This window comes from Porphyrobacter sp. MBR-49, from assembly GCF_053628655.1.
Genome location: NZ_JBRJGU010000001.1, coordinates 30,232 through 52,345, shown reverse-complemented (window position 1 = coordinate 52,345; position 22,114 = coordinate 30,232). Strand labels below are relative to the sequence as shown.

Annotated in this window: 17 protein-coding genes; 10 read left to right on the top strand and 7 right to left on the bottom strand. The window is 63.2% G+C overall.

Annotated features, from left to right (window positions below):
• Positions 1–62: 62 nt before the first annotated feature.
• From ACSSV3_RS00235 to ACSSV3_RS00220, 4 genes are all read right to left on the bottom strand, one after another.
• Entirely contained in the window at positions 63–1,499 is a 1,437-nt protein-coding gene (locus ACSSV3_RS00235) for a glutamate synthase subunit beta (protein ID WP_354325221.1), read from the bottom strand.
• Positions 1,500–1,521: 22 nt separating this feature from the next.
• Positions 1,522–6,162, bottom strand: a complete 4,641-nt coding sequence (gltB, locus tag ACSSV3_RS00230; RefSeq protein ID WP_354325223.1) for a glutamate synthase large subunit — start codon at positions 6,160–6,162, stop codon at positions 1,522–1,524.
• A gap of 264 nt (positions 6,163–6,426) precedes the next feature.
• A complete protein-coding gene (locus ACSSV3_RS00225) occupies positions 6,427–7,332 on the bottom strand; it encodes a hypothetical protein (RefSeq protein ID WP_354325224.1) in 906 nt (301 codons plus the stop codon).
• Between the two features lie 7 nt (positions 7,333–7,339).
• On the bottom strand, positions 7,340–8,602 hold the full coding sequence (locus ACSSV3_RS00220) for a TIGR04063 family PEP-CTERM/XrtA system glycosyltransferase (protein ID WP_354325226.1): 1,263 nt from the start codon (positions 8,600–8,602) through the stop codon (positions 7,340–7,342).
• 89 nt (positions 8,603–8,691) lie between these two features.
• Between ACSSV3_RS00220 and ACSSV3_RS00215 the strand changes: the two genes are divergently transcribed.
• The 4 genes from ACSSV3_RS00215 to ACSSV3_RS00200 all read left to right on the top strand — a co-directional run bounded on the left by ACSSV3_RS00215 (position 8,692) and on the right by ACSSV3_RS00200 (position 12,152).
• Entirely contained in the window at positions 8,692–8,913 is a 222-nt protein-coding gene (locus ACSSV3_RS00215; protein ID WP_354325228.1) for a hypothetical protein, read from the top strand.
• Between the two features lie 3 nt (positions 8,914–8,916).
• Complete coding sequence (locus ACSSV3_RS00210; protein WP_354325230.1) at positions 8,917–10,299, top strand: DUF5935 domain-containing protein; 1,383 nt, start codon at positions 8,917–8,919, stop codon at positions 10,297–10,299.
• A 102-nt stretch (positions 10,300–10,401) separates the two neighbouring features.
• On the top strand, positions 10,402–10,851 hold the full coding sequence (locus tag ACSSV3_RS00205; RefSeq protein WP_354325231.1) for a MaoC family dehydratase: 450 nt from the start codon (positions 10,402–10,404) through the stop codon (positions 10,849–10,851).
• Positions 10,852–10,970: 119 nt separating this feature from the next.
• Positions 10,971–12,152 carry an acetyl-CoA C-acyltransferase gene (locus tag ACSSV3_RS00200; RefSeq protein WP_354325233.1) on the top strand — a complete coding sequence of 394 codons (1,182 nt, stop codon included), beginning with the start codon at positions 10,971–10,973 and terminating at the stop codon, positions 12,150–12,152.
• A gap of 84 nt (positions 12,153–12,236) precedes the next feature.
• Here the strand turns inward: ACSSV3_RS00200 and ACSSV3_RS00195 are convergent, their stop codons facing one another.
• On the bottom strand, positions 12,237–12,845 hold the full coding sequence (locus ACSSV3_RS00195) for an HNH endonuclease (RefSeq protein ID WP_354325234.1): 609 nt from the start codon (positions 12,843–12,845) through the stop codon (positions 12,237–12,239).
• Between the two features lie 142 nt (positions 12,846–12,987).
• Between ACSSV3_RS00195 and gluQRS the strand changes: the two genes are divergently transcribed.
• The 4 genes from gluQRS (at position 12,988) to ACSSV3_RS00175 (ending at position 15,607) form a co-directional block, all read left to right on the top strand.
• Entirely contained in the window at positions 12,988–13,830 is an 843-nt protein-coding gene (gene gluQRS / locus ACSSV3_RS00190) for a tRNA glutamyl-Q(34) synthetase GluQRS (protein ID WP_354325235.1), read from the top strand.
• A 24-nt stretch (positions 13,831–13,854) separates the two neighbouring features.
• A complete protein-coding gene (locus tag ACSSV3_RS00185; RefSeq protein WP_354325237.1) occupies positions 13,855–14,085 on the top strand; it encodes a hypothetical protein in 231 nt (76 codons plus the stop codon).
• 5 nt (positions 14,086–14,090) lie between these two features.
• Positions 14,091–14,666, top strand: coding sequence for a cob(I)yrinic acid a,c-diamide adenosyltransferase (locus ACSSV3_RS00180; RefSeq protein WP_354325238.1), 576 nt, complete (start codon positions 14,091–14,093; stop codon positions 14,664–14,666).
• Positions 14,667–14,737: 71 nt separating this feature from the next.
• Positions 14,738–15,607: a 3-hydroxyacyl-CoA dehydrogenase NAD-binding domain-containing protein gene (locus ACSSV3_RS00175; RefSeq protein WP_354325240.1), complete on the top strand. Its 870-nt coding sequence runs from the start codon at positions 14,738–14,740 to the stop codon at positions 15,605–15,607.
• A gap of 13 nt (positions 15,608–15,620) precedes the next feature.
• On the opposite strand, the gene mutS is transcribed toward ACSSV3_RS00175, so the two are convergent.
• The gene (mutS, locus tag ACSSV3_RS00170; RefSeq protein WP_454184724.1) at positions 15,621–18,260 is read right to left on the bottom strand and encodes a DNA mismatch repair protein MutS; all 2,640 of its coding nucleotides are present in this window, start codon (positions 18,258–18,260) and stop codon (positions 15,621–15,623) included.
• Between the two features lie 154 nt (positions 18,261–18,414).
• On the opposite strand from mutS, the gene ACSSV3_RS00165 reads away from it, so the two are divergent.
• Positions 18,415–20,676, top strand: a complete 2,262-nt coding sequence (locus tag ACSSV3_RS00165; RefSeq protein WP_354325242.1) for an NADP-dependent malic enzyme — start codon at positions 18,415–18,417, stop codon at positions 20,674–20,676.
• Positions 20,677–20,689: 13 nt separating this feature from the next.
• On the opposite strand, the gene ACSSV3_RS00160 is transcribed toward ACSSV3_RS00165, so the two are convergent.
• Positions 20,690–21,499 carry a DUF2569 domain-containing protein gene (locus ACSSV3_RS00160; protein ID WP_354325244.1) on the bottom strand — a complete coding sequence of 270 codons (810 nt, stop codon included), beginning with the start codon at positions 21,497–21,499 and terminating at the stop codon, positions 20,690–20,692.
• 419 nt (positions 21,500–21,918) lie between these two features.
• Here ACSSV3_RS00160 and ACSSV3_RS00155 point away from each other — a divergent pair, with 419 nt between their 5' ends.
• On the top strand, positions 21,919–22,107 hold the full coding sequence (locus tag ACSSV3_RS00155; RefSeq protein ID WP_354325245.1) for a Flp family type IVb pilin: 189 nt from the start codon (positions 21,919–21,921) through the stop codon (positions 22,105–22,107).
• The last annotated feature ends 7 nt before the right edge of the window (positions 22,108–22,114 follow it).

The window sequence follows — 22,114 nt, the reverse complement described above, 5'->3', positions numbered from 1 at the left end:
CAACGGGGTAGCACCCGAAGGCAGCTTTCGGTGCTCAAATCACGAAAGCTGCCTTCGTTCCATCAGCGCGGCAGTTCGCTGACCCCCATCAACGCTTCATCGACGCTGCGTGCGCATTGGCGGCCTTCGCGGATGGCCCATACCACCAGGCTTTGCCCGCGCCGCATATCGCCGCAGGCGAAGACGCCGGGAACGCTGGTGGCATAGCTATCAGTATCGGCATCGACATTGCCGCGCGGGCTGAGCGCCACGCCTGCCTGTTCGAGCAGCCCGGCCTTCTTCGGCCCGACGAAGCCCATCGCCAGCAGGATCAGATCGGCGGGAATCGTGAATTCACTACCCGCAATTTCCTGCATCTGGCCGCCCGCCCATTCAACGCGGACGCATTCCAGCCCGGTCACCGCTTCGCCGTCGCCGATCACGCGTTTGGCCAGCACCGCCCAATCGCGCTCCACGCCTTCCTGATGGCTTGACGAGGTGCGCAGTTTCATTGGCCAATCGGGCCAGGTCAGCGCCTTGTCTTCCTTTTCCGGGGGCTTGGGCATGATTTCCAGCTGGGTGACGCTGGCGGCGCCCTGCCGGTTTGATGTGCCCACACAGTCGCTCCCGGTATCACCGCCGCCCAGCACCACCACGTGCTTACCAGTGGCGAGCAGGCTTCCGCGCGGGGCAGCGCGCAGCTCATCGTCGCCCGCAACGCGCTTGTTCTGCTGGGTCAGGAACTCCATCGCCAGCCGCACGCCGGTCATTTCCGCGCCGGGGATGGTCAGCGGGCGCGCATCTTCCGCGCCGCCGGACAGCACCACTGCATCAAAGTTTTCCTGCAAGCTCTTGAACGAGATGTCGACGCCGACTTCCTTGGAGGTTTTGAACGTCACCCCCTCGGCTTCCATCTGCTGGCACCGCCGGTTGATGAGGTGCTTTTCCATCTTGAAGTCGGGGATGCCGTAACGCAGCAAGCCGCCGATGCGGTCGTTCTTTTCGAACACCGTGACGCTGTGCCCGGCGCGCGCGAGTTGCTGCGCACAGGCCAGCCCCGCCGGGCCGGAGCCGACCACCGCCACCGATTTGCCGGTCTTGTGCGCGGGTACCTGCGGGCTGACCCAGCCTTCTTTCCACCCGCGATCGATGATTGCGCATTCGATCGATTTGATCGTCACTGGCTGATCGACGATGTTGAGCGTGCAGGCCGCCTCGCACGGGGCGGGGCAGATGCGCCCGGTAAACTCGGGAAAATTGTTGGTAGAATGGAGCATCGCCAGCGCGCGCTTCCAGTCCGCTTCGTAAACAAGGTGGTTCCAGTCGGGGATCAGGTTGTTCACCGGACAGCCGTTGTGACAATAAGGAATCCCGCAATTCATGCAGCGCGAGGCCTGGCCCGCCAGCGTGCCTTCATCCGGCTGGATGATGAATTCGCGGTAGTTCTTCAACCGCTCCTGCGGATCGAGATAATCCCGCTCGCGGCGGTCCAGCTCGAGAAATCCGGTTTCCTTGCCCATTGTAATGTCTCGTTCCTGAAATCTATTCTGCCGCGACGCTGGCGGCTTCGTGGCGTTCCGCTTCCAGCCGCTTCAGCGCTGCCGCATAGTCGCGCGGCATGACCTTGACGAAGCGCGTCAGCGCCGCATCCCAATTGGCCAGCAATTCACCCGCCAGCTTGCTGCCGGTGTGGAGTTGATGGCGCTCGACCAGAATGCGCAGGCGTTCGGCATCGTGACGCAGCATGTCGCCCATGCCGAAATCATTGACCGAGCGCGGACGCTGCGTGGGGCGGCCCGTTCCTTCCTCGGCATCGGGAGCCGCCGAAATCGGCAGCAGATCGACCTGTGCGTGATTGACGAGGCTGGAGAAGTCGCCGTCCGGATCATAGACATAGGCGACCCCGCCGCTCATCCCCGCAGCGAAATTGCGTCCGGTCTTGCCCAGCACAACCACCACGCCGCCGGTCATGTATTCGCAGGCGTGATCGCCTGCGCCTTCGACCACGGCCAGCGCGCCCGAATTGCGCACGGCAAAACGTTCACCCGCGACGCCGTTGAAATATGCCTCGCCTGCCACCGCGCCATAAAGCACTGTGTTGCCGACGATGATGTTGTCCTGCGCGGCGCGCGGCGCGGTTTCGGGTTGGCGCACGATGATGCGTCCGCCCGATAGCCCCTTGCCAACATAGTCATTGGCATCGCCAACCAGATCGAGCGTTACCCCGTGGGCGAGCCACGCGCCGAAGCTTTGCCCGGCCACCCCGGTCAGATTGATGCGGATGGTGTCGATCGGCAGGCCTTCATGGCCATATGCCTTGGCAATTTCGCCCGATAGCATTGCGCCAACCGTGCGGTGGACGTTGCGCACGGTGCGGGTGATCTGCACCGGGGTTTTGGTATCAATCGCGCTGCGGCAATCGGCGATCAATTGATTATCGAGCGCGCCTTTCAGCCCGTGATCCTGCGTCGCCACGTTGCGCAGCGACGCGCCGTTCTTCAGTTCCACCTGGTGGAGGATGCGGCTAAGGTCGATCCCGCGCGCCTTCCAGTGGCGCTGCATCCGGCTGGTGTCGAGCCGGTCGACCCGGCCCACCATCTCGGCCACCGTGCGGAACCCCATTTCGGCCATGATCGCGCGCAGTTCTTCAGCGACGAAGAACATGTAATTGACCACGTGTTCGGGCTGACCGGTAAAGCGCGCGCGCAGCACCGGGTCTTGCGTGGCAACGCCGACCGGGCAGGTGTTGAGGTGGCATTTGCGCATCATGATGCACCCGGCGGCGATCAGCGGCGCGGTGGCAAAGCCAAACTCGTCCGCGCCGAGCAGCGCGCCAATGGCGACATCGCGGCCGGTGCGCAGCCCCCCATCGACCTGCACCGCAATGCGGCTGCGCAGGTCATTGAGCAGAAGCGTTTGCTGGGTTTCGGCAAGGCCGATTTCCCACGGACTGCCCGCGTGGGTCAGGCTGGTCAGCGGCGATGCGCCCGTCCCGCCGTCAAAGCCCGAAATGGTGACATGATCCGCGCGCGCTTTTGACACGCCCGCCGCGACCGTTCCCACGCCGACTTCGGACACCAGCTTCACCGAAATCCGTGCGACGGGGTTCACGTTTTTCAGATCGTGGATCAACTGCGCCAGATCCTCGATCGAATAGATGTCGTGGTGCGGCGGAGGCGAAATCAGGCCCACGCCCGGGGTCGAATGGCGCACCGCGCCAATGCGCTTGTCCACCTTGTGGCCGGGCAATTGCCCGCCTTCACCGGGCTTTGCGCCCTGCGCCATCTTGATCTGGATATCGTCCGAATTGACGAGATATTCGGTGGTCACGCCGAACCGGCCAGAGGCGACCTGCTTGATCCGGCTGCGCATCGAATCGCCATTGGCCAGCGGGGTAAAGCGGAATGGTTCCTCCCCGCCTTCGCCGGTATTTGAGCGCCCGCCGATACGGTTCATCGCGATGGCAAGGGTTGAATGCGCCTCGTGGCTGATCGATCCGAAGCTCATCGCCCCGGTGGCGAAGCGCTTGACGATTTCAGCTGCCGGTTCAACCTCATCAAGCGGGATTGGCTGGTCGGCTTTCTTGAATTCGAGCAAGCCGCGGATTGTCAGCAGGCGTTCGGATTGTTCATTGATGCTGGCGGCAAATTCTGCGTAATTTTTCGGGTCATTGCCGCGCACTGCATGCTGCAATTGCGCGACGTTTTGCGGGGTCCAGGCGTGTTCTTCGCCGCGCAGGCGGTATTGGTAAATCCCGCCAGCATCGAGCATCCCGTCATACAGCGGGTTGTCGCCGTAAGCCTGCGCATGGCGGCGCAGCGATTCTTCGGCGACTTCGGCCAAGCCGATGCCTTCGATGGTGGTGGCGGTGCCGGTGAAGAACTTTTCGATGAAGGCGGATGACAGCCCCACCGCATCGAAAATCTGTGCCCCGCAATATGACTGATAGGTTGAAATGCCCATCTTGGACATGACCTTGCGGATGCCCTTGCCCACGCCCTTGATGTAGTTCTGCTGCACCTTGGCGGGCGTCAGATCAGGGTGCCGCTTGGCGCGCAGCGCTTCGAGCGTTTCAAAGGCGAGGTAGGGGTTGATCGCTTCCGCGCCGTAGCCTGCCAGCACGCAGAAATGATGCACTTCGCGCGCTTCGCCGGTTTCGACCACCAGCCCGGTCTGCATCCGCAGGCCTTGGCGCACCAAGTGATGATGCACCGCTGCGGTTGCCAGCAATGCGGGCATCGGCACGCGGGCCTCGCTCTGCGCGCGGTCGGACAGCACCAGGATATTGTGATCCTGCAGCACCGCTTCTGTCGCGGCCCAGCACATTTCCTTGATCGCCAGTTCGAGGCCATCAGCCCCGCTCGCGGCATCCCAGGTGATGTCGATGGTGGCGCAGCGGAACGCGCCGTCGAGCGCCTCTTCGACCGAGCGGATCTTGGCCAGATCTTCGTTGGTGAGGATCGGTTGATCGACCTCCAGCCGCTTATGCGTCCCGGCGTCGCGGCCTAGCAGATTGGGGCGCGGGCCGATCATGCTGGTGAGGCTGGTCACCAGTTCTTCACGGATCGGATCGATCGGCGGGTTGGTGACTTGCGCAAAGTTCTGCTTGAAATAATCATACAGCAAGCGCGCACGGTTCGACAGCACCGCGATCGGCGTGTCGGTGCCCATTGACCCAATCGGATCATCGCCGTTCACCGCCATCGGCTCAAGGAAGCGGCTGATGTCTTCCTGCGTGTAGCCGAACGCCTGCTGGCGCTCCATCAGCGTCGTTTCTTCGGGTGGGATGGCGGCAAGTTCGGGGACGATATCGGTGATGTCTTCCAGCTTGTACTGCGCCTGTGCCAGCCACTTGGCATAGGGCTGGGCATTGGCGAGGTCGGCCTTCAGCTCGTCATCTTCGATGATGCGGCCCTGTTCCAGATCGATCAGCAGCATCTTGCCGGGTTGCAGCCGCCATTTGCGCACGATGTCTTCTTCAGCAAATGGCAACACGCCGCTTTCCGATGCGAGGCAGACGATGTCATCCTTGGTCACGCAGAACCGCGCAGGCCGAAGGCCGTTGCGATCCAGCGTCGCGCCGATCTGGCGGCCATCGGTAAAGCATACTGCGGCCGGGCCGTCCCATGGTTCCATCAGCGCGGCGTGATATTCGTAGAACGCCCGGCGCGCAGGCGTCATCAATGCGTTGCCGCTCCACGCTTCGGGGATCAGCATCATCATCGCGTGGGCAAGCGAATATCCGCCCGCGATCAGCAGTTCGAGCGCATTATCGAGGCAGGCCGTGTCGGATTGCCCGTGCGGGATGATCGGCCACATTTTGTCGAGATCGGGGCCGAGCAGGTCGCTTTCCATCGTGCGGCGGCGCGCGTTCATCCAGTTGACGTTGCCGCGCACGGTGTTGATTTCGCCATTATGGGCGATGAACCTATACGGGTGGGCCAACCGCCAGCTGGGGAAGGTGTTGGTGCTGAACCGCTGATGCACCAGCCCCAGCGCCGATACGCAATCTGGATCGCGCAGATCATCGTAGAAACTGCCGACCTGCGTTGCCAGCAGCAGGCCCTTGTACACCACCGTGCGGGTGGAACAGCTGGGGAGATAGGTATCGGTCAGACCGGGCAGGCCGTGCTTTTCGGCGAGCTGGGCGAGCGGGTTCTGCACCTGTTTGCGGATGGTCAGCAGCTTGCGTTCAATGGCGTCCTGATCGGCACAGTCCGGCCCGCGTGCGATCACCGCCATTTCGATCACCGGCATTGATGCGATCACCGCCGCGCCGAGGCCATCTATCGTGGTTGGCACAGCGCGCCAGCCGACAAAGCGCTGGCCTTCCTTGGCGGTGAAGGTTTCCATCCGCGCCTTGACGAAGGCGCGCGCCGCATCGTCCTGCGGCAGGAAGCACATGGCGATCCCGTATTCGCCCGGCGCGGGCAGATCGTGTCCCTGCGCGTCGGCCCATTTGCGAATCAGCGGATCGGGAATCTGGATCAGCAGCCCCGCGCCGTCCCCCAGCAGCGGATCGGCGCCCACCGCGCCGCGATGATCGAGCTTTTCGAGAATCTCCAGCGCCTGCGCGATGATGGCCTGACTTTTTTCGCCCTTGATATGCGCAACCATGCCGACGCCGCAGGCGTCATGTTCGTTGGCGGGGTCATAGAGACCCTGGGAGGAGGGGTATCCCATGGCAAAGTCCGATCTGTCAGATGTCGACAGGTGCGTATGGTGGCGAAACGCCTGACGCACGCTTGGCGACGATTATTCCGGACAAGATTTACCGCAGGCGGCCTACCTCACCCGATTTCGGGCTTCTCATGCCGACGCGAAGCGGGTTTGGCAATGGCTTTGCGTGAAGTATTATTTCTCGCAGAGGTATTCAAACTATCATTAGATTGCGTAACCTGCATCAGCTCGCCGGATTGCTTGCAGCTTTTGCGCCTATTACCCGGTTCAGGCCGCGCCGCGCAGTCCTTGCAGCCGGGCGATAGCATCGCGCAGCGGCTCACCCTCAGGGGCCGCGCCGCGCTCCCCGCTCAGCGCCGCCAGCGCCTTCATCGCTTCGGCCAATGCGGCTTCGCGGGCGGCGATGTCGTGGCGGTTGCCCGCTGTGCCGGGGGCAGTGGTGCGGTGTTCGTGCAGTGCGCCAGCAAAGCGTTCAACCATCTGGATAACGCTCAATTCCTGCACTGGCATCGCGCGCAGACGCGTTAGCGCGGTGGTGCCGGGGTTCGCGGCTGGAGATGGGAGTGTGGCCACCTCCGACTTGGGTGAGGGCTGGACAGGTTCCGTTTCGACGTGGGGTGCAAGCGTGGCCGCGTCATCCGCGATCGGTGCGGGCGATTCTTCAACCCACACCGCGTTACGGCCCGGCAGTTGCGCGAATTCCGCCAGATCAAGCGCGCGCGGCGGCGGCAGTGCTAACACCGGCGCGTCTGCGACAGGAGAGGGCGCAGGCACAGGCGGGGCAAAGGGCATGGTCTCCAGCGGTTCGTCCAGGCTGGCGCTGCCAAGTTCGTGCTTGGGATCAATCGCGCGGACATGGCTTGCCGCGCGCGCGACGAGCGAGGGCGCATCGGCGCCGGCCCGTTCCGCACGGCTGGCGCGGCTGGCAATCATGAACAGCGCGCCGCCAAGCAGCAATGCGCCGCCGATAGCCAGCACGATCTGCGCCTGCTGTCCAAGCAGCATCAGAACAGTGCCTTTGCTGAACTGTGCGATCAGGACAGGGGGCATGACCATAATCGAAAGTCCGGCCAGCGCCGCCCCCCAGACACCAAGCATTGGTGCAAAGGCCGGATGCGACGACAGCTTGCGCGGCCTGCGCTGCGTCGGTTGATCCTGCTGCCCCGTGGTCATTTGCGTGTCATCCCGCTGCTTGCGATGCGGCGCGTGCGCCGGACGTGCTGTTGTTTAGGCTCCGGGCTAACAAAAGATGGTAAACAGAAAGATAATTATGCGCATTGGCGGCCCAATCATGGTGAGCGCGCACATGGGCCTCGGCGCGATTGCGCATTGCGTCCCATCCTTCGCGCGCATCCAGCAGGCCTGCGAGCGCCGCAGCGCAGGCGGCGGGATCATCGGGCGCGAACAAGGTGCCGGTATCGCCATCGTTGATCAATTCGCGGTGCCCCCCCACGCTTGATGCGGCCACCAGCCGCCGCTGCGCCATCGCTTCCAATGGCTTTAACGGGGTGACCAGATCGGTCAGCCGCTGCGCCTTCCTCGGATAGGCGAGCACATCCACCAGCGAATAATAGCGTTCCACCTCACCATGCGGAACGCGTCCGGTGAAGATTACCACTTGTGGATCGGGCAGGGCCGCCGCCGCCGCGCGCCACGCGGCGTCCATCGGCCCCGCGCCCACCAGCAGCAACCGGGCCTGCGGGTGCGATTGCCTGAGCAGCGGCATCGCGGCGATCAGATCATCGACGCCTTCATAGGCATAAAAGCTGCCTATATAGCCGATCACCGGGGCTTCCGGGTCAAGTTCGAGCGTCCCGGCCAGCGCATTGTCGTGCGGAATTGGCTGGCCGAACAGCGACAGGTCAACGCCGTTGCGCATCACTGTGATCTTGCCCGGCGCAATGCCGCGCCGCGCCAGATCATCTTTCAACCCTTCGCAGATGGTGAACAGCGCATCGGCGGTTTTCGCCACCCGCGTTTCCAGCGCGCGGGTGAGGCGGTATTTGATGCTGCCTTCGCTGCCGGTCAGGTTGCCGACCGCGGCATCTTCCCAGAAGGCGCGGATTTCATAGACGAACGGGATCCCCAGCGCGCGCGCAGCACGTTGCGCCGCCGCGCCGCATAGCGCGGGCGAATGGGCGTGGATGATATCGGGCCGCCAGTCTGCCGCCAACGCGCGGATTGCGCGGTCAAGCGCATTGATTTCGCCCAGCTCGCGCAGTGCCGGCGGGCCTGCGGGAAGGCCTGCGGTGCGATGGAAGGTGAGGCCATCGGCAATCTCGGGCGATCCGCCGCCAGCAGCCTCAAGATTATGCCGCTGCCCGGTAATCCCCCGCACCTCCAGCCCCAGCCCTTGCTGCGCCTTCAAAATCGCGCGGGTGCGGAACGTGTAGCCGCTGTGGAGCGGCAGCGAGTGGTCAAGGACATGGAGCACGCGGGTCATGGCCCCAGCGCTTACCGCAGCTGTGCTTAACGCCGCGTCAACTGCATCGGTATAAGGATGAGGGGTATCGCGGCCCGGAGCCACCTGAGATGATCGATTATTTTGCGCTAGCGCTGGGTCATGGTCTGATTGCCATTGCGTTGCTGCGGCTGGTGCTGCGCGATGGGCTGGATACCGATCCGCTGATCGAACAGATGACATCCGACACCAAGGCCAATCGCAAGGCGAATAGCGGGACGGCCCGCAACGCCGCGCGCCGCGCGCGCAAGCCTGATGACCCCGCGACGCAGCAGCACGGCGATAGCGCGTAACCCATGCTCGACCTCGCCTTCCTTGCTTTCATTGGATATGTGCTGGTGCTCGGCATCCGGCGCCCGTTTCTGTGGGTGCTTCTGTATGTCTATATCGACATCCTCGCCCCGCAGCGGATCGGCTATTCGATCATTGCCAGCCTGCCGGTTTCGCTGATCGCGTTTGCCGCTGCGTTTGGCGGATGGCTGGCGCTGGATCGCAAACAAGGCGCGCGCTTTACCACCCGGCAGGGGCTGATGCTGGCGCTGCTCGCCTATTGCTGGTGGACCACCGGAAACGCCGATTTTCCCGCCGAGGCCGCAACCAAGTGGGATTGGGTGTGGAAGGCCTTGCTGTTTGCGATCTTCCTGCCGTTAACGCTCACCACTCGCGCCCGGATCGAAGGGCTGGCGCTGGTGCTGGTGCTGGCGATTGCCACCATCGTGATCGGCACGGGGATGAAGACCGTGCTGGGCGGGGGCGGGTATGAAAACCTCAAATTCTTCGTCAACGACAATAGCGGCATCTATGAAAGCTCAACCCTGGCGACGGTTGCGATCGGGCTGATCCCGATGATCTGGTGGTTTGTGCGGCATGGGACGGTGTTTCGCCCGCACTGGGCGGTGACGGCGTTCGCGGCGGCGCTGACCTTTGCCTGCCTGCTGGTGCCCATCGGAACCGAAGCGCGCACCGGATTGCTGTGCATCGCCGCGCTGGGTGTGCTGATGCTGCGTTATACCCGCCACCGCCTGCTGTTCATCGCCGGGGCAGGGGTGCTGGGCCTCACCGCGCTGCCGTTCCTGCCGCAAAGCTATTACGAACGCATGGCCACCATCACCGCGCCGGGCGGCGATGAAAGCGCATCGACCCGCGTGGCGGTGTGGCAATGGACGCTCGATTACGTCGATGAAAAGCCATTTGGCGGCGGGTTCGATGCCTATCGCGGCAACCGCTTTTCCTATGTCATGCCGGTTAAAGAGGTCGCCGGAAACACCACCACCTTGGAATACAAGGAAGTGGTCGATGAAGGCCGCGCGTTCCATTCTTCGGTGTTCGAGATGCTGGGCGAACAGGGCTGGCCGGGGCTTGCTATCTGGCTGGCGCTGCACGGGCTGGGGCTGTGGCAGATGGAGCGCATCCAGCGCCGCTGGCGCGGGCGTGAGGATGAGGCGGAACGCTGGATCGCGCCGTTTGCGGCGGCCTTGCAGATGGGCGCGGTAATCTATCTTGTCGGCGCGCTGTTTCAGGGGATTGCCTATCAGCCGGTGATGCTGATGCTGGTCGGTTTGCAGATCGGGCTGCATTCCTATTGCCAGCGGATCGATTCGGCGCGGGCGTTGCTGGATCGCAGCACCGCGTGCAAGCAGGCGGCCGGCGGCAAGATGCGCGGTGCCGTAACGGCATAATCGCCGCCGTTGCGCTCCCCCCGATGATGCGCCATGACACTGCCGCACAAGCAGCGCGGCGGGCACGGGATCTCGTCGGCGCAAACGCGAAGGAGGAGCCCGATGACCCCGCAGGAATTGGCCGCCAAGGTTGGCGAGAATATCGGCACCAGCCAATGGGCCGAAATGAGCCAGGAACGCATCAACCAGTTCGCCGAGGCGACCGGTGATCACCAGTTCATCCATGTGAACGAAGACATGGCGAAGATGACCCCGTTCGGCGGCACCATCGCCCACGGCTTCCTCACGCTGTCGATGATCCCCTACCTCAGCGCGAACAGCGATATGCCGCGCATTGACGGGATCAAGATGGGTGTGAATTACGGCGGCAACAAAACCCGCTTCATCGCCCCTGTGCGATCGGGCAAGCGCATTCGCGGCCACTGGAAACTTCTGGAAATGGTCGAAAAGCGCCCCGGCCAGTGGCAGCAGACCGCCGAAATCACCATCGAGATCGAAGGCGAGGAAAAGCCTGCGCTGATCTGCGAATGGATCACGCAGTTCTTCGTTTAAGGCCTGTGTGAGCCCGATGTGTGTTCCCGCGAGAGCGGGAACTTCATTCGGGACGGCGCAGACGCCAGAGGCCTCCGCCCACGCGGAGGCACACCCTCTAGAATAAAGGAATACCTCCCATGTCACGTGAAGCTGTTATCGTTTCCACCGCCCGCACGCCGATTGGCCGCGCATACAAGGGCGCCTTCAATGCCACGCCCGGCGCCACGCTTGGCGCCTACAGCCTCGCCCCCGCGATTGAACGCGCCGGGATCGAAGCGGGCGCGATTGATGATGTGGTGTGGGGCACGGTGCTGACCCAGGGCACGCAGGCGGGCAATATTGGCCGCCAGGTCGCGCTGCGCGCCGGTTGCCCGGTGACGGTGTCGGCCCAGACCATCGACCGCCAGTGTTCATCGGGCCTGATGGCGATTGCCACGGCTGCCAAGCAGATCATCGTCGACAACATGGATATCGTCGTCGGCGGCGGGCAGGACTCGATCTCGATGGTGCAGACGCCGGAAATGCGGGTGTCGCCCGACCGTTCGCTGATCGCGATGCACAAGGATGTGTATATGCCGATGCTTGGCACGGCGGAAACCGTCGCCAAACGTTACGGCATCAGCCGCGAATCGCAGGACGAATACGCGCTCCAATCGCAGCAGCGCACGGCCGCCGCGCAGGCTGCCGGATATCTCGATGCTGAAGTCGTTCCCGTCACCACCACCATGGCGGTGAAGGACAAGGAAACCGGCGAAGTCAGCCATGTCGAATTCACCCTGACCAAGGACGAAGGCAACCGCCCGTCGACCACGCTCGAAGGGCTGCAATCGCTTCAGCCGGTGATGGGGCCGGGGATGTGCATTACCGCAGGCAATGCCTCGCAATTGTCGGATGGTTCGTCGGCCTCAGTGCTGATGGAAGCCAAGCTGGCCGAACAAAAGGGGCTTCAGCCCTTGGGCCGCTATGTCGGCATGGCGGTGGCGGGCACCGAACCTGACGAAATGGGCATCGGCCCGGTCTTCGCGATCCCCAAACTGTTGAAAGCCACCGGCCTGAAAATGGACGACATCGGCCTGTGGGAGTTGAACGAGGCCTTCGCGGTGCAGGTGCTCTATTGCCGCGACAAGCTCGGCATCAATAACGATATCCTCAACGTCAATGGCGGCTCGATCTCGATCGGCCACCCCTATGGCATGACTGGCGCACGCTGCACCGGTCACGCGCTGATCGAAGGCAAGCGTCGCGGTGTGAAATATGTCGTCGTCACCATGTGCATCGGCGGCGGCATGGGCGCGGCAGGCCTGTTCGAAGTTTTCTGAGGGAAGGGTTTCTCAGCAAGAATAAAGAGCGGCGCGGGGGGCGACTCCCGCGCCGTTTTCCGTAAGCATTTCAGCGCGCTGGTATTACGCCTCCAGCTCGATGTCCCAATACAACCAGTCGCGCCAGGTTTCGTGGAGGTAATTGGGCGGGAACAGCTTGCCGTGCTGCTGCAATTGCCAGCTGGTCGGGCGGATCGGGGTGCGGTGCACGGGCATCGCCGCCTGTTTCGGGGTGCGCCCGCCCTTTTTCATGTTGCACGGCGCGCAGGCGGTGATGATGTTTTCCCACGTGGTGCGCCCGCCCAATCGGCGCGGCATCACGTGATCAAAGGTCAGATGATCGTGGCTGCCGCAATACTGGCACTGAAAGCGATCACGCAGGAACACGTTGAAGCGCGTGAAGGCGGGAAATTCGCTGTGCTTCACATATTGTCTGAGCGCGATAACGCTCGGGATTTTCATGTCGAGGTTGGGCGAATGCACCTCGCGTTCGTAGCTGGCGACAATATCCACCCGGTCGAGAAACACCGCCTTGATCGCCGTCTGCCACGGCCACAGGCTGAGCGGGTAATAGGACAGCGGGGTGTAATCGGCATTCAGCACCAGCGCCGGGCACGCCGACAGGTTGCGCGCCGGATCGCCGTCCGCGCTGCGGAACTGGGCCGCCTTTTCGATCAGTTCGGCATTGAACACGGTGCGCGTTCCTCCCTGATTGACTGGATCATGGCGTGCCAATCTAAAGAGTCAAACCCATGACAGGATGACTATCCACAGTGGCCTCCTGTGGACAGGCGGTGGGCAAATCTGTGGATGACGCAAGGTTATGTCCTGTGGCATGGCTGGCGCGATGCAGAATTGCGCCCCTTTGGTGACCCGGTTTGCGCCAAGCCCCAATGGGCGGCTGCATCTGGGCCATGCGCTGTCCGCGATCATCGCGCATGATCTGGCGAGGGCCAGTGGCGGGCGGTTCCTGCTCAGGATCGAGGATATTGACGGGCCGCGTTCACGCCCTGAACTGGCGGAGGAATTTCGCCGCGATCTGGCATGGCTGGGGCTGGAATGGGAAGAAGTGTCCGCGCAATCGACCCGGCTGGAAAGCTACGCCGCCGCCGCCGAAACGTTGCGCGCGCGCGGACTGCTGTATCGCTGCACCTGCACCCGCAAGCAGATCGTCGATGCCGGGGCGCAGGCGGGGACAGATGGCCTGATATATCCCGGAATCTGCAAGCATAACCCGCCTGACCCGGAGCTGCCTTCGGCGTGGCGGCTCGATGCAGACGGGGCGCTGGCGCAAACCGGCGCGCTGGTGTGGGAGGATGATTTTGCCGGGACAATCCCGGTCGATCTGTCCGGGCTGGGCGACGTGGTGCTGGTGCGCAAGGATCTGCCCGCCAGCTATCACCTTGCCGTCACGCTCGACGATGCGGCGGACGGCGTGACGCTGGTGACGCGCGGGGCCGATCTGTTCGCGGCGAGCCACGTCCACCGCACGCTTCAGGCGCTGCTCGGCCTGCCCGTGCCGCGCTGGCACCACCATGCGCTGTTGACTGACGGGGAGGGCCTGAAACTCGCCAAGCGGCGCGGTTCGCCAGCCTTGGCCGAACGGCGGTTGGCAGGCGAGGATGGGCTGGTGCTTGCCGCGCAATTGCGCTTGCAGCATTTGCGGCTTGGAACCTGACGCGCAAACGGCCATTATGCACCCATGAACTATGTCCTTGTGCCCGTGCTGCTCGTCCTGATGGGGCTTGTCGTCTTTTCGCTGATCCGTGGGATCATTGCCTTCCTCAAGACGACCAGGATCGATCTTGAAACCGGCGAGGGTAAAACCGCCACTGATATGCAGCTCGCCCAGAACAAGGCGATGTTTGCGCGGATCAAATATCAGGCACTGGCAATCGTGGTGGTGGTGATCATCCTTGCCGTCGCGCGCTGAGGCCTATGGTCAAGCTCAACAAGATTTACACCCGCACCGGGGATGATGGAACGACCGGGCTGGTCGATGGATCGCGCCTGCCCAAACATGCAGCGCGCATGGAAGCGATCGGCGCCGTTGACGAGGCGAATGCGGCGCTGGGTTTCGCCTTGCGCAAATTGAGCGGTGCGCCTGCCGATAGCGTGTTTCGCATCCAGAACGATCTGTTCGATCTGGGCGCCGATCTGGCGACCCCTGCGGAAAATGACGATTTTTCGCCAACAGACATGGTGCTGCGGATTGTGCCATCGCAGGTTGCATGGCTTGAAGAACGGATCGACGCGCTCACCGCAGTGCTTGCGCCGCTCACCAGCTTTATTCTCCCCGGCGGGACAGAGGCGGCTGCGCGGTTGCATCTGGCGCGCACCGCGACGCGCCGCGCCGAACGCGCGATGACCGCGCTGGCCGCAACAGAGCCGACCAATCCGGCGGCGCTGCGTTATATCAACCGGCTTTCGGACTATCTGTTCGTGTTGGGCCGCGCCGCCAATAATGATGGTAAGGCGGACATAAAGTGGGTTCCCGGCGCCAATCGCGATTGAGAACGCAGCTAGTCAGGCCGCACCTTCCCCGCTAGGGCGAGCGCTTTGCTGCACTTGCGAAGGAATACACCATGCGCAATATCGCCGTCATCGGCGCCGGTCAGATGGGAACCGGCATCGCTCAGACTGTCGCCGCCCAAGGCATGAAAGTCATGCTGTCGGACGTTGACCTCGCCCGCGCTGAAGCGGGCAAGGCCACTGTCGAAAAGGCGCTGGTCAAGCTGATGGGGCGCGGCAAGATCGAAGCGGGCGAGGCCGAGGCGCTGCTCGCCCGCATCACCCCGGTTGCCGATTACGCACCGATGGCCGAGGCCGATCTGATCATCGAAGCCGCGACCGAGCGCGAGGAAATCAAGAACGCGATTTTTCAGGCGGCGGGCAAGGTGCTTTCAGCCGATGCGATCATGGCATCGAACACATCATCGATCCCGATCACCCGTATGGCCAATCATTCGCCCGATCCGGCGCGCTTTATCGGGCTGCATTTCTTCAACCCGGTGCCGGTGATGGGGCTGATCGAGGTGATCCCCGGCCTTGCCACTGCGCAGGCCACCACCGATCGCGTGACCGAATTCGCGCGCGAACTGGGCAAGGAAGTGGTGCTGAGCCAGGATGAACCCGGCTTCGTCGTCAACCGCATCCTTCTGCCGATGATCAACGAGGCAGTGTTTGTGCTCGGCCAGTCGACCGCGGGGATCGAGGATATCGACAAGGGCTGCCGGCTCGGCCTCAACCACCCGATGGGGCCGCTGCAACTGGCGGATTTCGTGGGCCTGGACACCTGCCTCGATATTATCAACGTGCTCTACATGACCACCCGCGACACCAAATATCGCCCCGCGCCGCTGCTGGTAAAATATGTCGAAGCCGGATGGCTGGGCCGCAAGACCGGGCGCGGGTTTTACGATTACACGGGTGAGGCGCCGGTTCCCACGCGGTGATGCCCGCGCTTGGTCAGCGCTTGTTGGCGGGCAGTGCGCGCTTCCATTGATACAGCAGGTCGAGCGCCTCTCGCGGGGTTAGTGCATCCAGATCGGCGGCGCGCAATTGCTCTGCCAGCCGTTGTTCGGGCGACGCCTGCGGTTCGGGGCGCAGCGCGGCGAACAGCGGCAGATCGCCCAGCCCGGCGGCAATCCCTCCGGTGGCTTCGCGGGTGGCCTCAAGCTTTTCAAGCACCGCCTTGGCGCGTTCCACGACAGCATCGGGCACCCCGGCCAGCCGTGCGACCGCAAGGCCATAGGAACGATCCGCAGGGCCTTCGGCAAGTTCATGCAGCAACACCAGATCGCCCTGCCATTCACGCGCGCGGACATGGTGCAGCGATAGCGCCTCACAAGTCTCCGCCAGCCGCGCGAGTTCGTGATAATGGGTGGCGAACAGGCAGCGGCAGGCGATGCGCGAATGCACCGCTTCGGCCACCGCCCATGCCAGTGCCAGGCCATCATAGGTCGATGTGCCGCGCCCGACTTCATCAAGGATCACGAAACTGCGCTGGGTCGCCTGCGCCAGAATCGCGGCGGTTTCGACCATTTCGACCATGAAGGTGGATCGCCCGCGCGCCAGATTATCCGCCGCACCAACCCGGCTGAACAGGCGGTCGACCAGCCCTACGCGCGCCGCCGTGGCCGGGACAAAGCACCCCGCCTGCGCCAGCAGCACGATTAGTGCGTTCTGCCGCAGGAAGGTTGATTTACCGCCCATGTTCGGCCCGCCGATCAGCCATAGGCGGTTATCCTGAGCCAGAACACAGTCGTTGGCCACAAACCGCTCGCCCGCCTGCGCCAACGCGGCTTCGACCACCGGATGCCGCCCGCCGGTGATGGTAAGGCCCGTGTCTTCGGCAATCTCCGGCCGGCACCAGTCGCTTTCGGCCGCGCGTTCGGCATTGGCGGCAGCGACATCGATCCGGGCGAGTGCGGCAGCGGTCGCGGCGATGCTTTCACGTGCAGCGGTGATTTCGGCCACCAGCGCTTCGAAATGCGCTTCTTCGGCAGCCAGCGCATGGCCGCCCGCTTCGGCGATGCGTGCGGCTTCCTCGTGCAATGTCAATGAATTGAACCGCACTGCGTCCTTCATCGTCTGGCGATGGGTGAAGCCGCTATCGGGTGCCATCAACCGGTCGGCATGGCGCGCGGCAACCTCGATGAAATAGCCGAGCACGCCGTTGTGGCGAATCTTGAGCGTGGCGATCCCGGTTTCGTCGCGGTAGCGGGCCTCCATCGCGGCAATTGCGCGGCGCGCATCGCCCGATGTGGCGCGCAATTCATCAAGCCCAGCGTCATAGCCATCGGCGATATAGCCGCCATTGCTGCGTTCGGTCGGGGGCGAGGGCACCAGCGCGCGGCCCAGCAAATCGGTCAAAGCGCCGTGGCCGGTCAGGCGGGCGAGCATATCATCGAGCAGCGCGGGGCGATCAGGCGCGCCCGAAAGCCAGCGATGCAGCCGCATTGCCTCGCTCAGCCCATCGCGCAATTGACCCAGATCGCGCGGGGAGCCGCGCCCCGCCACCACCCGGCCAAGCGCGCGGCCCAGATCGGGGATCGCGCGCAAGCCATCGCGCAATTGCGCGCGCTCAATCGGGCGATCACGCCAGAATTGCACCAGCGCCAGCCGCGCTTCGATCGCGGCATGGTCGAGCAGCGGGGCGGACAGGTCTTCGGCCAGCAAGCGCGATCCTGCGCCGGTAACGCAGCGATCCACCGCGCCGATCAGGCTGCCGTTGCGCCCGCCCGAGGTGGATTCGAGGATTTCGAGGCTGGCGCGCGTCGCCTCATCCATCGCCATCCCAGCCTCGGCGGTGCGCCGCACCGGGGGTAGCAGCAAGGGCAGGTTCCCGCGCCCGACATGGTCGAGATAGGCGATCAATCCGCCTGCCGCCGCCAGCATCGCGCGCGAAAAGTCTCCAAAGGCATCCAGCGTCGCCACCGCGTGCAGCGCCTTGAGCCGATCTGCCCCGGCATCGCTGGCGAAGGTGCCGCGCGGGCGGAAAATCGCCTCGTCCGGCCCATTTGCCCAATCTTCGGGCACCACCACTTCGCTTGGGCCAATCCGCGCCAGCGCCGCGCCGAGCATTTCGGGCGCGCATTCCTCCAGCACCATTGCGCCGGTTGAAACATCGCAGGCGGCGATCCCGATTGATCCGCGCAGTTCCGTCAGCGCCACCAGCACATTGGCGCGGCGCGGTTCGAGCAAGGCTTCTTCAGTCAGCGTGCCCGCTGTCACCAGCCTGACAATCGCGCGGCCCACCAGCACCTTCGATGATGGCGTGCCTTCGCGCTTGGCGCGCGCCTTGGCTTCGTCGGGCGTTTCGATCTGTTCGGCAATCGCCACCCGGCAACCCGCCCGGATCAGCCGCGCAAGATAGCTTTCCGCCGAATGCACCGGCACGCCGCACATCGGGATCGGCTGGCCATCATGTTCGCCGCGCGTGGTCAGCGCGATATCGAGGATTGCCGCCGCGGCCTTCGCATCTTCGAAGAACAGCTCGAAGAAATCGCCCATCCGGTAGAACAGCAGCGCGTCGCCCGCGTCCTCGCGCAGCGCGAGGTATTGCGCCATCATCGGGGTGGGTTTGGATTCGGTGGGCGCGGCCATAGCTGCATTGCCTAGACACCAGCGTTGCGATTCGGAATGTCTGCCCTTACGGATGTCCCCGGAGTTGCGTCATTTCCGCCCTTTCGCGGTGCCGCCCTCCTCGCTAAGCGGGGCGCGGATTTCGCCAAGCGCACACAAAAAGGGATCAGGCACCATGGCCGAAGAGAACAAGGGTGGCTTCACCACCCGCGAGGCATTGTTCTATCACGAGACGATCCGGCCGGGTAAGCTGGAGATCGTCGCGACCAAGCCGATGACCTCGCAGCGCGATCTCAGCCTTGCCTATTCGCCGGGCGTCGCTGCGCCGGTTGAGGCCATCGCCGCCGATCCCGCGCTGGCCGCGCGCTACACCGCCAAGGCCAATCTGGTCGCGGTGATCACCAACGGCACCGCGATCCTTGGCCTTGGCAATCTCGGCGCGCTTGCCGCCAAACCGGTGATGGAAGGCAAGGCGGTGTTGTTCAAACGCTTTGCCGATGTGGATTCGATCGACATCGAACTCGATACCGAAGACCCCGAAGCCTTCGTCAATGCGGTCGCGCTGATGGAGCCGACCTTTGGCGGCATCAACCTTGAAGATATCAAAGCGCCCGAATGCTTCATCATCGAAGCCGCGCTGCGCGAACGCATGAAGATCCCGGTGATGCATGATGATCAGCACGGCACCGCGATCATCACAGCGGCGGGCCTGCTTAATGCCTGCCACCTGACCGGGCGCGACTTCAAGGACGTGAAGGTGGTGGTCAATGGTGCAGGCGCGGCGGCGATTGCCTGCACCGCGTTGATCAAGGCGATGGGTGTGCGCCACGATAATGTGATCATGTGTGACCGCACCGGCCCGATCACGCCGGGCCGCGCAGACGTGGATCAGTGGAAAAGCGCCCATGCGGTCGCCACCACCGCCACCAGCCTTGAAGAAGCCTTGGTGGGCGCGGACATCTTCCTCGGCCTGTCAGCGGCCGACGCGCTGAAGCCCGAATGGATGCGCAAGATGGCGGACAGGCCGATCATCTTTGCGATGGCCAACCCGGTGCCCGAAATCATGCCTGACGCTGCCAAGGCCGTGCGCCCCGATGCGATCATCGCTACCGGGCGCAGCGATTTTCCCAATCAGGTCAATAATGTGCTGGGCTTTCCGTTCATCTTTCGCGGCGCGCTGGATGTGCAGGCGACCACCATCAACGAAGAGATGAAAGTCGCTGCAGCCGAGGCGATTGCCGAACTCGCCCGACGCAGCGTGCCCGAAGAGGTCGCGTCCGCCTATGGCAAGAACCAGAAATTCGGCACCGATTACATCATCCCCGCCCCGTTTGACCCGCGCCTGATCGAAGTCGTGTCGTCCGCCGTGGCCAAGGCAGCGATGGATTCGGGCGTGGCCCGCGCGCGGATCGACGATTTCGACGCCTATCGCATCCAGCTGCGTTCGCGCCTCAACCCCACCACCTCGGTGCTGAGCGGGGTTTACGAAGTCGCCAAGGCCAACCCCAAACGCATGGTTTTTGCCGAAGCGGAAGAAGAAGTGGTGCTGCGCGCCGCGATCCAGTTCCGCGATTTCGGCTATGGCACGCCGATCCTCGTGGGCCGCACCAAGGCGGTGGTCGACAAGCTGCATCAGCTTTCGGTGTCCGATCCCGGCAGCTTTGAAATCCAGAACTCGGCCGATAGCGAACACGTGCCCGCGATGGTCGATTTCCTCTACAAGCGGCTGCAACGGCGCGGCTTTACCGAACGTGACGTGCGCCGGATGGTCAATCAGGAACGCAACGTGTTTGCCTCGCTGCTGGTGGCGCTGGGCCACGGGGACGGGATGATTACCGGCATGACCCGCACCTTTGCGCAAACCGTGCGCGAGGTGAACCTGGTGCTCGATCACAAGGACGGCGCGGTGCCGTTCGGCGTTCACATGATGATCGGCAAGAACCACACCACCTTCCTCGCCGATACCACCATCAACGAACGCCCCAACGCAGCCGAACTTGCCCATATCGCCCGCGAAACCGCAGCGGTTGCGCGGCGCATGGGGCATGAACCGCGCGTTGCGTTCCTCAGCTATTCGACCTTCGGCAACCCGTCGGGCCAATGGCTGGGCAATATCCGTGAAGCGGTGGCGATCCTTGATCGTGAGGAGCCCGGCTTTGAATATGAAGGCGAAATGGCCCCCGATGCCGCGCTTAACCCCAGGGTGATGGAACTCTACCCGTTCAGCCGCCTGTCCGGCCCGGCCAATGTGCTGATCATGCCGGGGCTGCAATCGGCCAACCTTTCGGCCAAGCTGCTGCGCGAACTGGGCAGCAACGCCACCATCGGCCCGATGATGATCGGCATGGAAAAGCCGGTGCAGATCGTGCCGATGACCGCGACTGTGCCCGATGTGCTGACGCTGGCGGTGCTGGCGGGCGCGGGGGTTGTGGGGTAAATACGCCCCCGCCCTAGGCGGCGAGGCGCCAGCGGTAGGTTACGTTTACCCGATCGGACAGCAGCATAAAGGGCATCCACACCGCGATGCTGATTGCCACCTTCTGGAGGTTGCCTTCTAACAGGCTGACCAGCGGTTCCACCACATTCGCTGGCAAAGACCCGATCTGCGAAATCTGGTTCGCGATCATGATCTGCATGACCATATCGGTCAGCCACACGAACAACAGCATCCGCGGGAACAGCGGGATGTTGCGCAGCGCCATGACAAAGGCGACCATGTAGAAGAAGTTCATCACGATCACGTCGAGCGCCATCACCACGAACATCGTCATCGCCCAATCGGGGGCCAGCGCGCTCATCGCGGGGATTGCGAAGAAAAATTCGCCGCTGCGGATCACCACGTTGATCATCAACCCGATCAGCAGCGATGCGAGGAAGCCGACCGGGCCGAACATCGGATGCTGGCTGGCTTCAGCCGGGCTGACACGCCGCCATTTGCCGATGAAGGACAGGTGGAAATCAGGCCGTTGGCGCGCATATTCGCTGGAATAGGCGCTGCGGGCGATCAGATAGCCTGCAATCGGGGCGATGATGATCGCGCCATAGACCAGCAGCATCGGCACTGCGTCTTCGGCGTGATCCACCGGGGTGGCGGAAAAGGTCATGCGCAGCGCGGCGGCGATGCCGGCAAAGGCCACCCATCCGGCGGCGAGCCACACCATGTTGCGCGTCAGGAACGGCGGGATGGCGATGCTGCGCTGATAGAGCGAGTGGCTCCACCCGGCAAACCAGCTGCGAAAAGAACGGGATATTGCGTCCACGTTAGCCAAGGTTTCCTCCGACCGGTTTTTCACCCCGTTCCCGATTCGCGAATCGGCGCGGTGGCCGATGGTGATTCGGGGTGGGAGACAAAAACCGGTTTAAAATGAAACACCTTCCGAACGGTTAATTGATACATTAACCTTGCGGGTTAACGAAGGGATTTGTTAACTTATTGTTAACTAACCAACTTCATTTTATGGTTGAAAAAGCGTTGACCCCATGCCGCAAACCGCAGCATTATAAGGGCGTTCGGGGGGAACTGAACACACGGGATCACGGTCAACGTGCTCCTGCATAACAAAAAAATGGTCGTGTATCCCGTAACGGGAAGTTTCCTTCGGCAGGCGTCCCGCCGGCGAGACCGGTCTGGCGTGTTTTCAATCGGCCATGTTGGCCACTGATACGTAAGGACTGTACCATGACTAACCTGATCAAGAATTTCCTTAACGACGAAGCCGGCGCTTCGGCTGCTGAATATGCTCTGATTCTGGCGATCGTCGGCAGTGCTATTGCTCTTGCCGCTGTCACCCTTGGGGATGCGATTGCCGAAGCAATGGACGATGCTGCTACGCTGATCAAAGAGCCCCCTGCAGCCCCTGCGCCCTGAGAATAAT

What these genes read in the sequence shown, in the direction of transcription:
- ACSSV3_RS00180 (WP_354325238.1), top strand. Translation starts at nt 14,091, where the DNA reads ATGGTCAAGCTCAACAAGATTTACACCCGCACCGGGGATGATGGAACG.
- ACSSV3_RS00165 (WP_354325242.1), top strand. Translation starts at nt 18,415, where the DNA reads ATGGCCGAAGAGAACAAGGGTGGCTTCACCACCCGCGAGGCATTGTTC.
- ACSSV3_RS00185 (WP_354325237.1), top strand. Translation starts at nt 13,855, where the DNA reads ATGAACTATGTCCTTGTGCCCGTGCTGCTCGTCCTGATGGGGCTTGTC.
- gluQRS (WP_354325235.1), top strand. Translation starts at nt 12,988, where the DNA reads ATGGCTGGCGCGATGCAGAATTGCGCCCCTTTGGTGACCCGGTTTGCG.
- ACSSV3_RS00175 (WP_354325240.1), top strand. Translation starts at nt 14,738, where the DNA reads ATGCGCAATATCGCCGTCATCGGCGCCGGTCAGATGGGAACCGGCATC.
- ACSSV3_RS00205 (WP_354325231.1), top strand. Translation starts at nt 10,402, where the DNA reads ATGACCCCGCAGGAATTGGCCGCCAAGGTTGGCGAGAATATCGGCACC.
- ACSSV3_RS00220 (WP_354325226.1), bottom strand. Translation starts at nt 8,602, where the DNA reads ATGACCCGCGTGCTCCATGTCCTTGACCACTCGCTGCCGCTCCACAGC.
- ACSSV3_RS00200 (WP_354325233.1), top strand. Translation starts at nt 10,971, where the DNA reads ATGTCACGTGAAGCTGTTATCGTTTCCACCGCCCGCACGCCGATTGGC.
- gltB (WP_354325223.1), bottom strand. Translation starts at nt 6,162, where the DNA reads ATGGGATACCCCTCCTCCCAGGGTCTCTATGACCCCGCCAACGAACAT.
- mutS (WP_454184724.1), bottom strand. Translation starts at nt 18,260, where the DNA reads ATGGCCGCGCCCACCGAATCCAAACCCACCCCGATGATGGCGCAATAC.
- ACSSV3_RS00210 (WP_354325230.1), top strand. Translation starts at nt 8,917, where the DNA reads ATGCTCGACCTCGCCTTCCTTGCTTTCATTGGATATGTGCTGGTGCTC.
- ACSSV3_RS00235 (WP_354325221.1), bottom strand. Translation starts at nt 1,499, where the DNA reads ATGGGCAAGGAAACCGGATTTCTCGAGCTGGACCGCCGCGAGCGGGAT.
- ACSSV3_RS00215 (WP_354325228.1), top strand. Translation starts at nt 8,692, where the DNA reads ATGATCGATTATTTTGCGCTAGCGCTGGGTCATGGTCTGATTGCCATT.
- ACSSV3_RS00155 (WP_354325245.1), top strand. Translation starts at nt 21,919, where the DNA reads ATGACTAACCTGATCAAGAATTTCCTTAACGACGAAGCCGGCGCTTCG.
- ACSSV3_RS00225 (WP_354325224.1), bottom strand. Translation starts at nt 7,332, where the DNA reads ATGACCACGGGGCAGCAGGATCAACCGACGCAGCGCAGGCCGCGCAAG.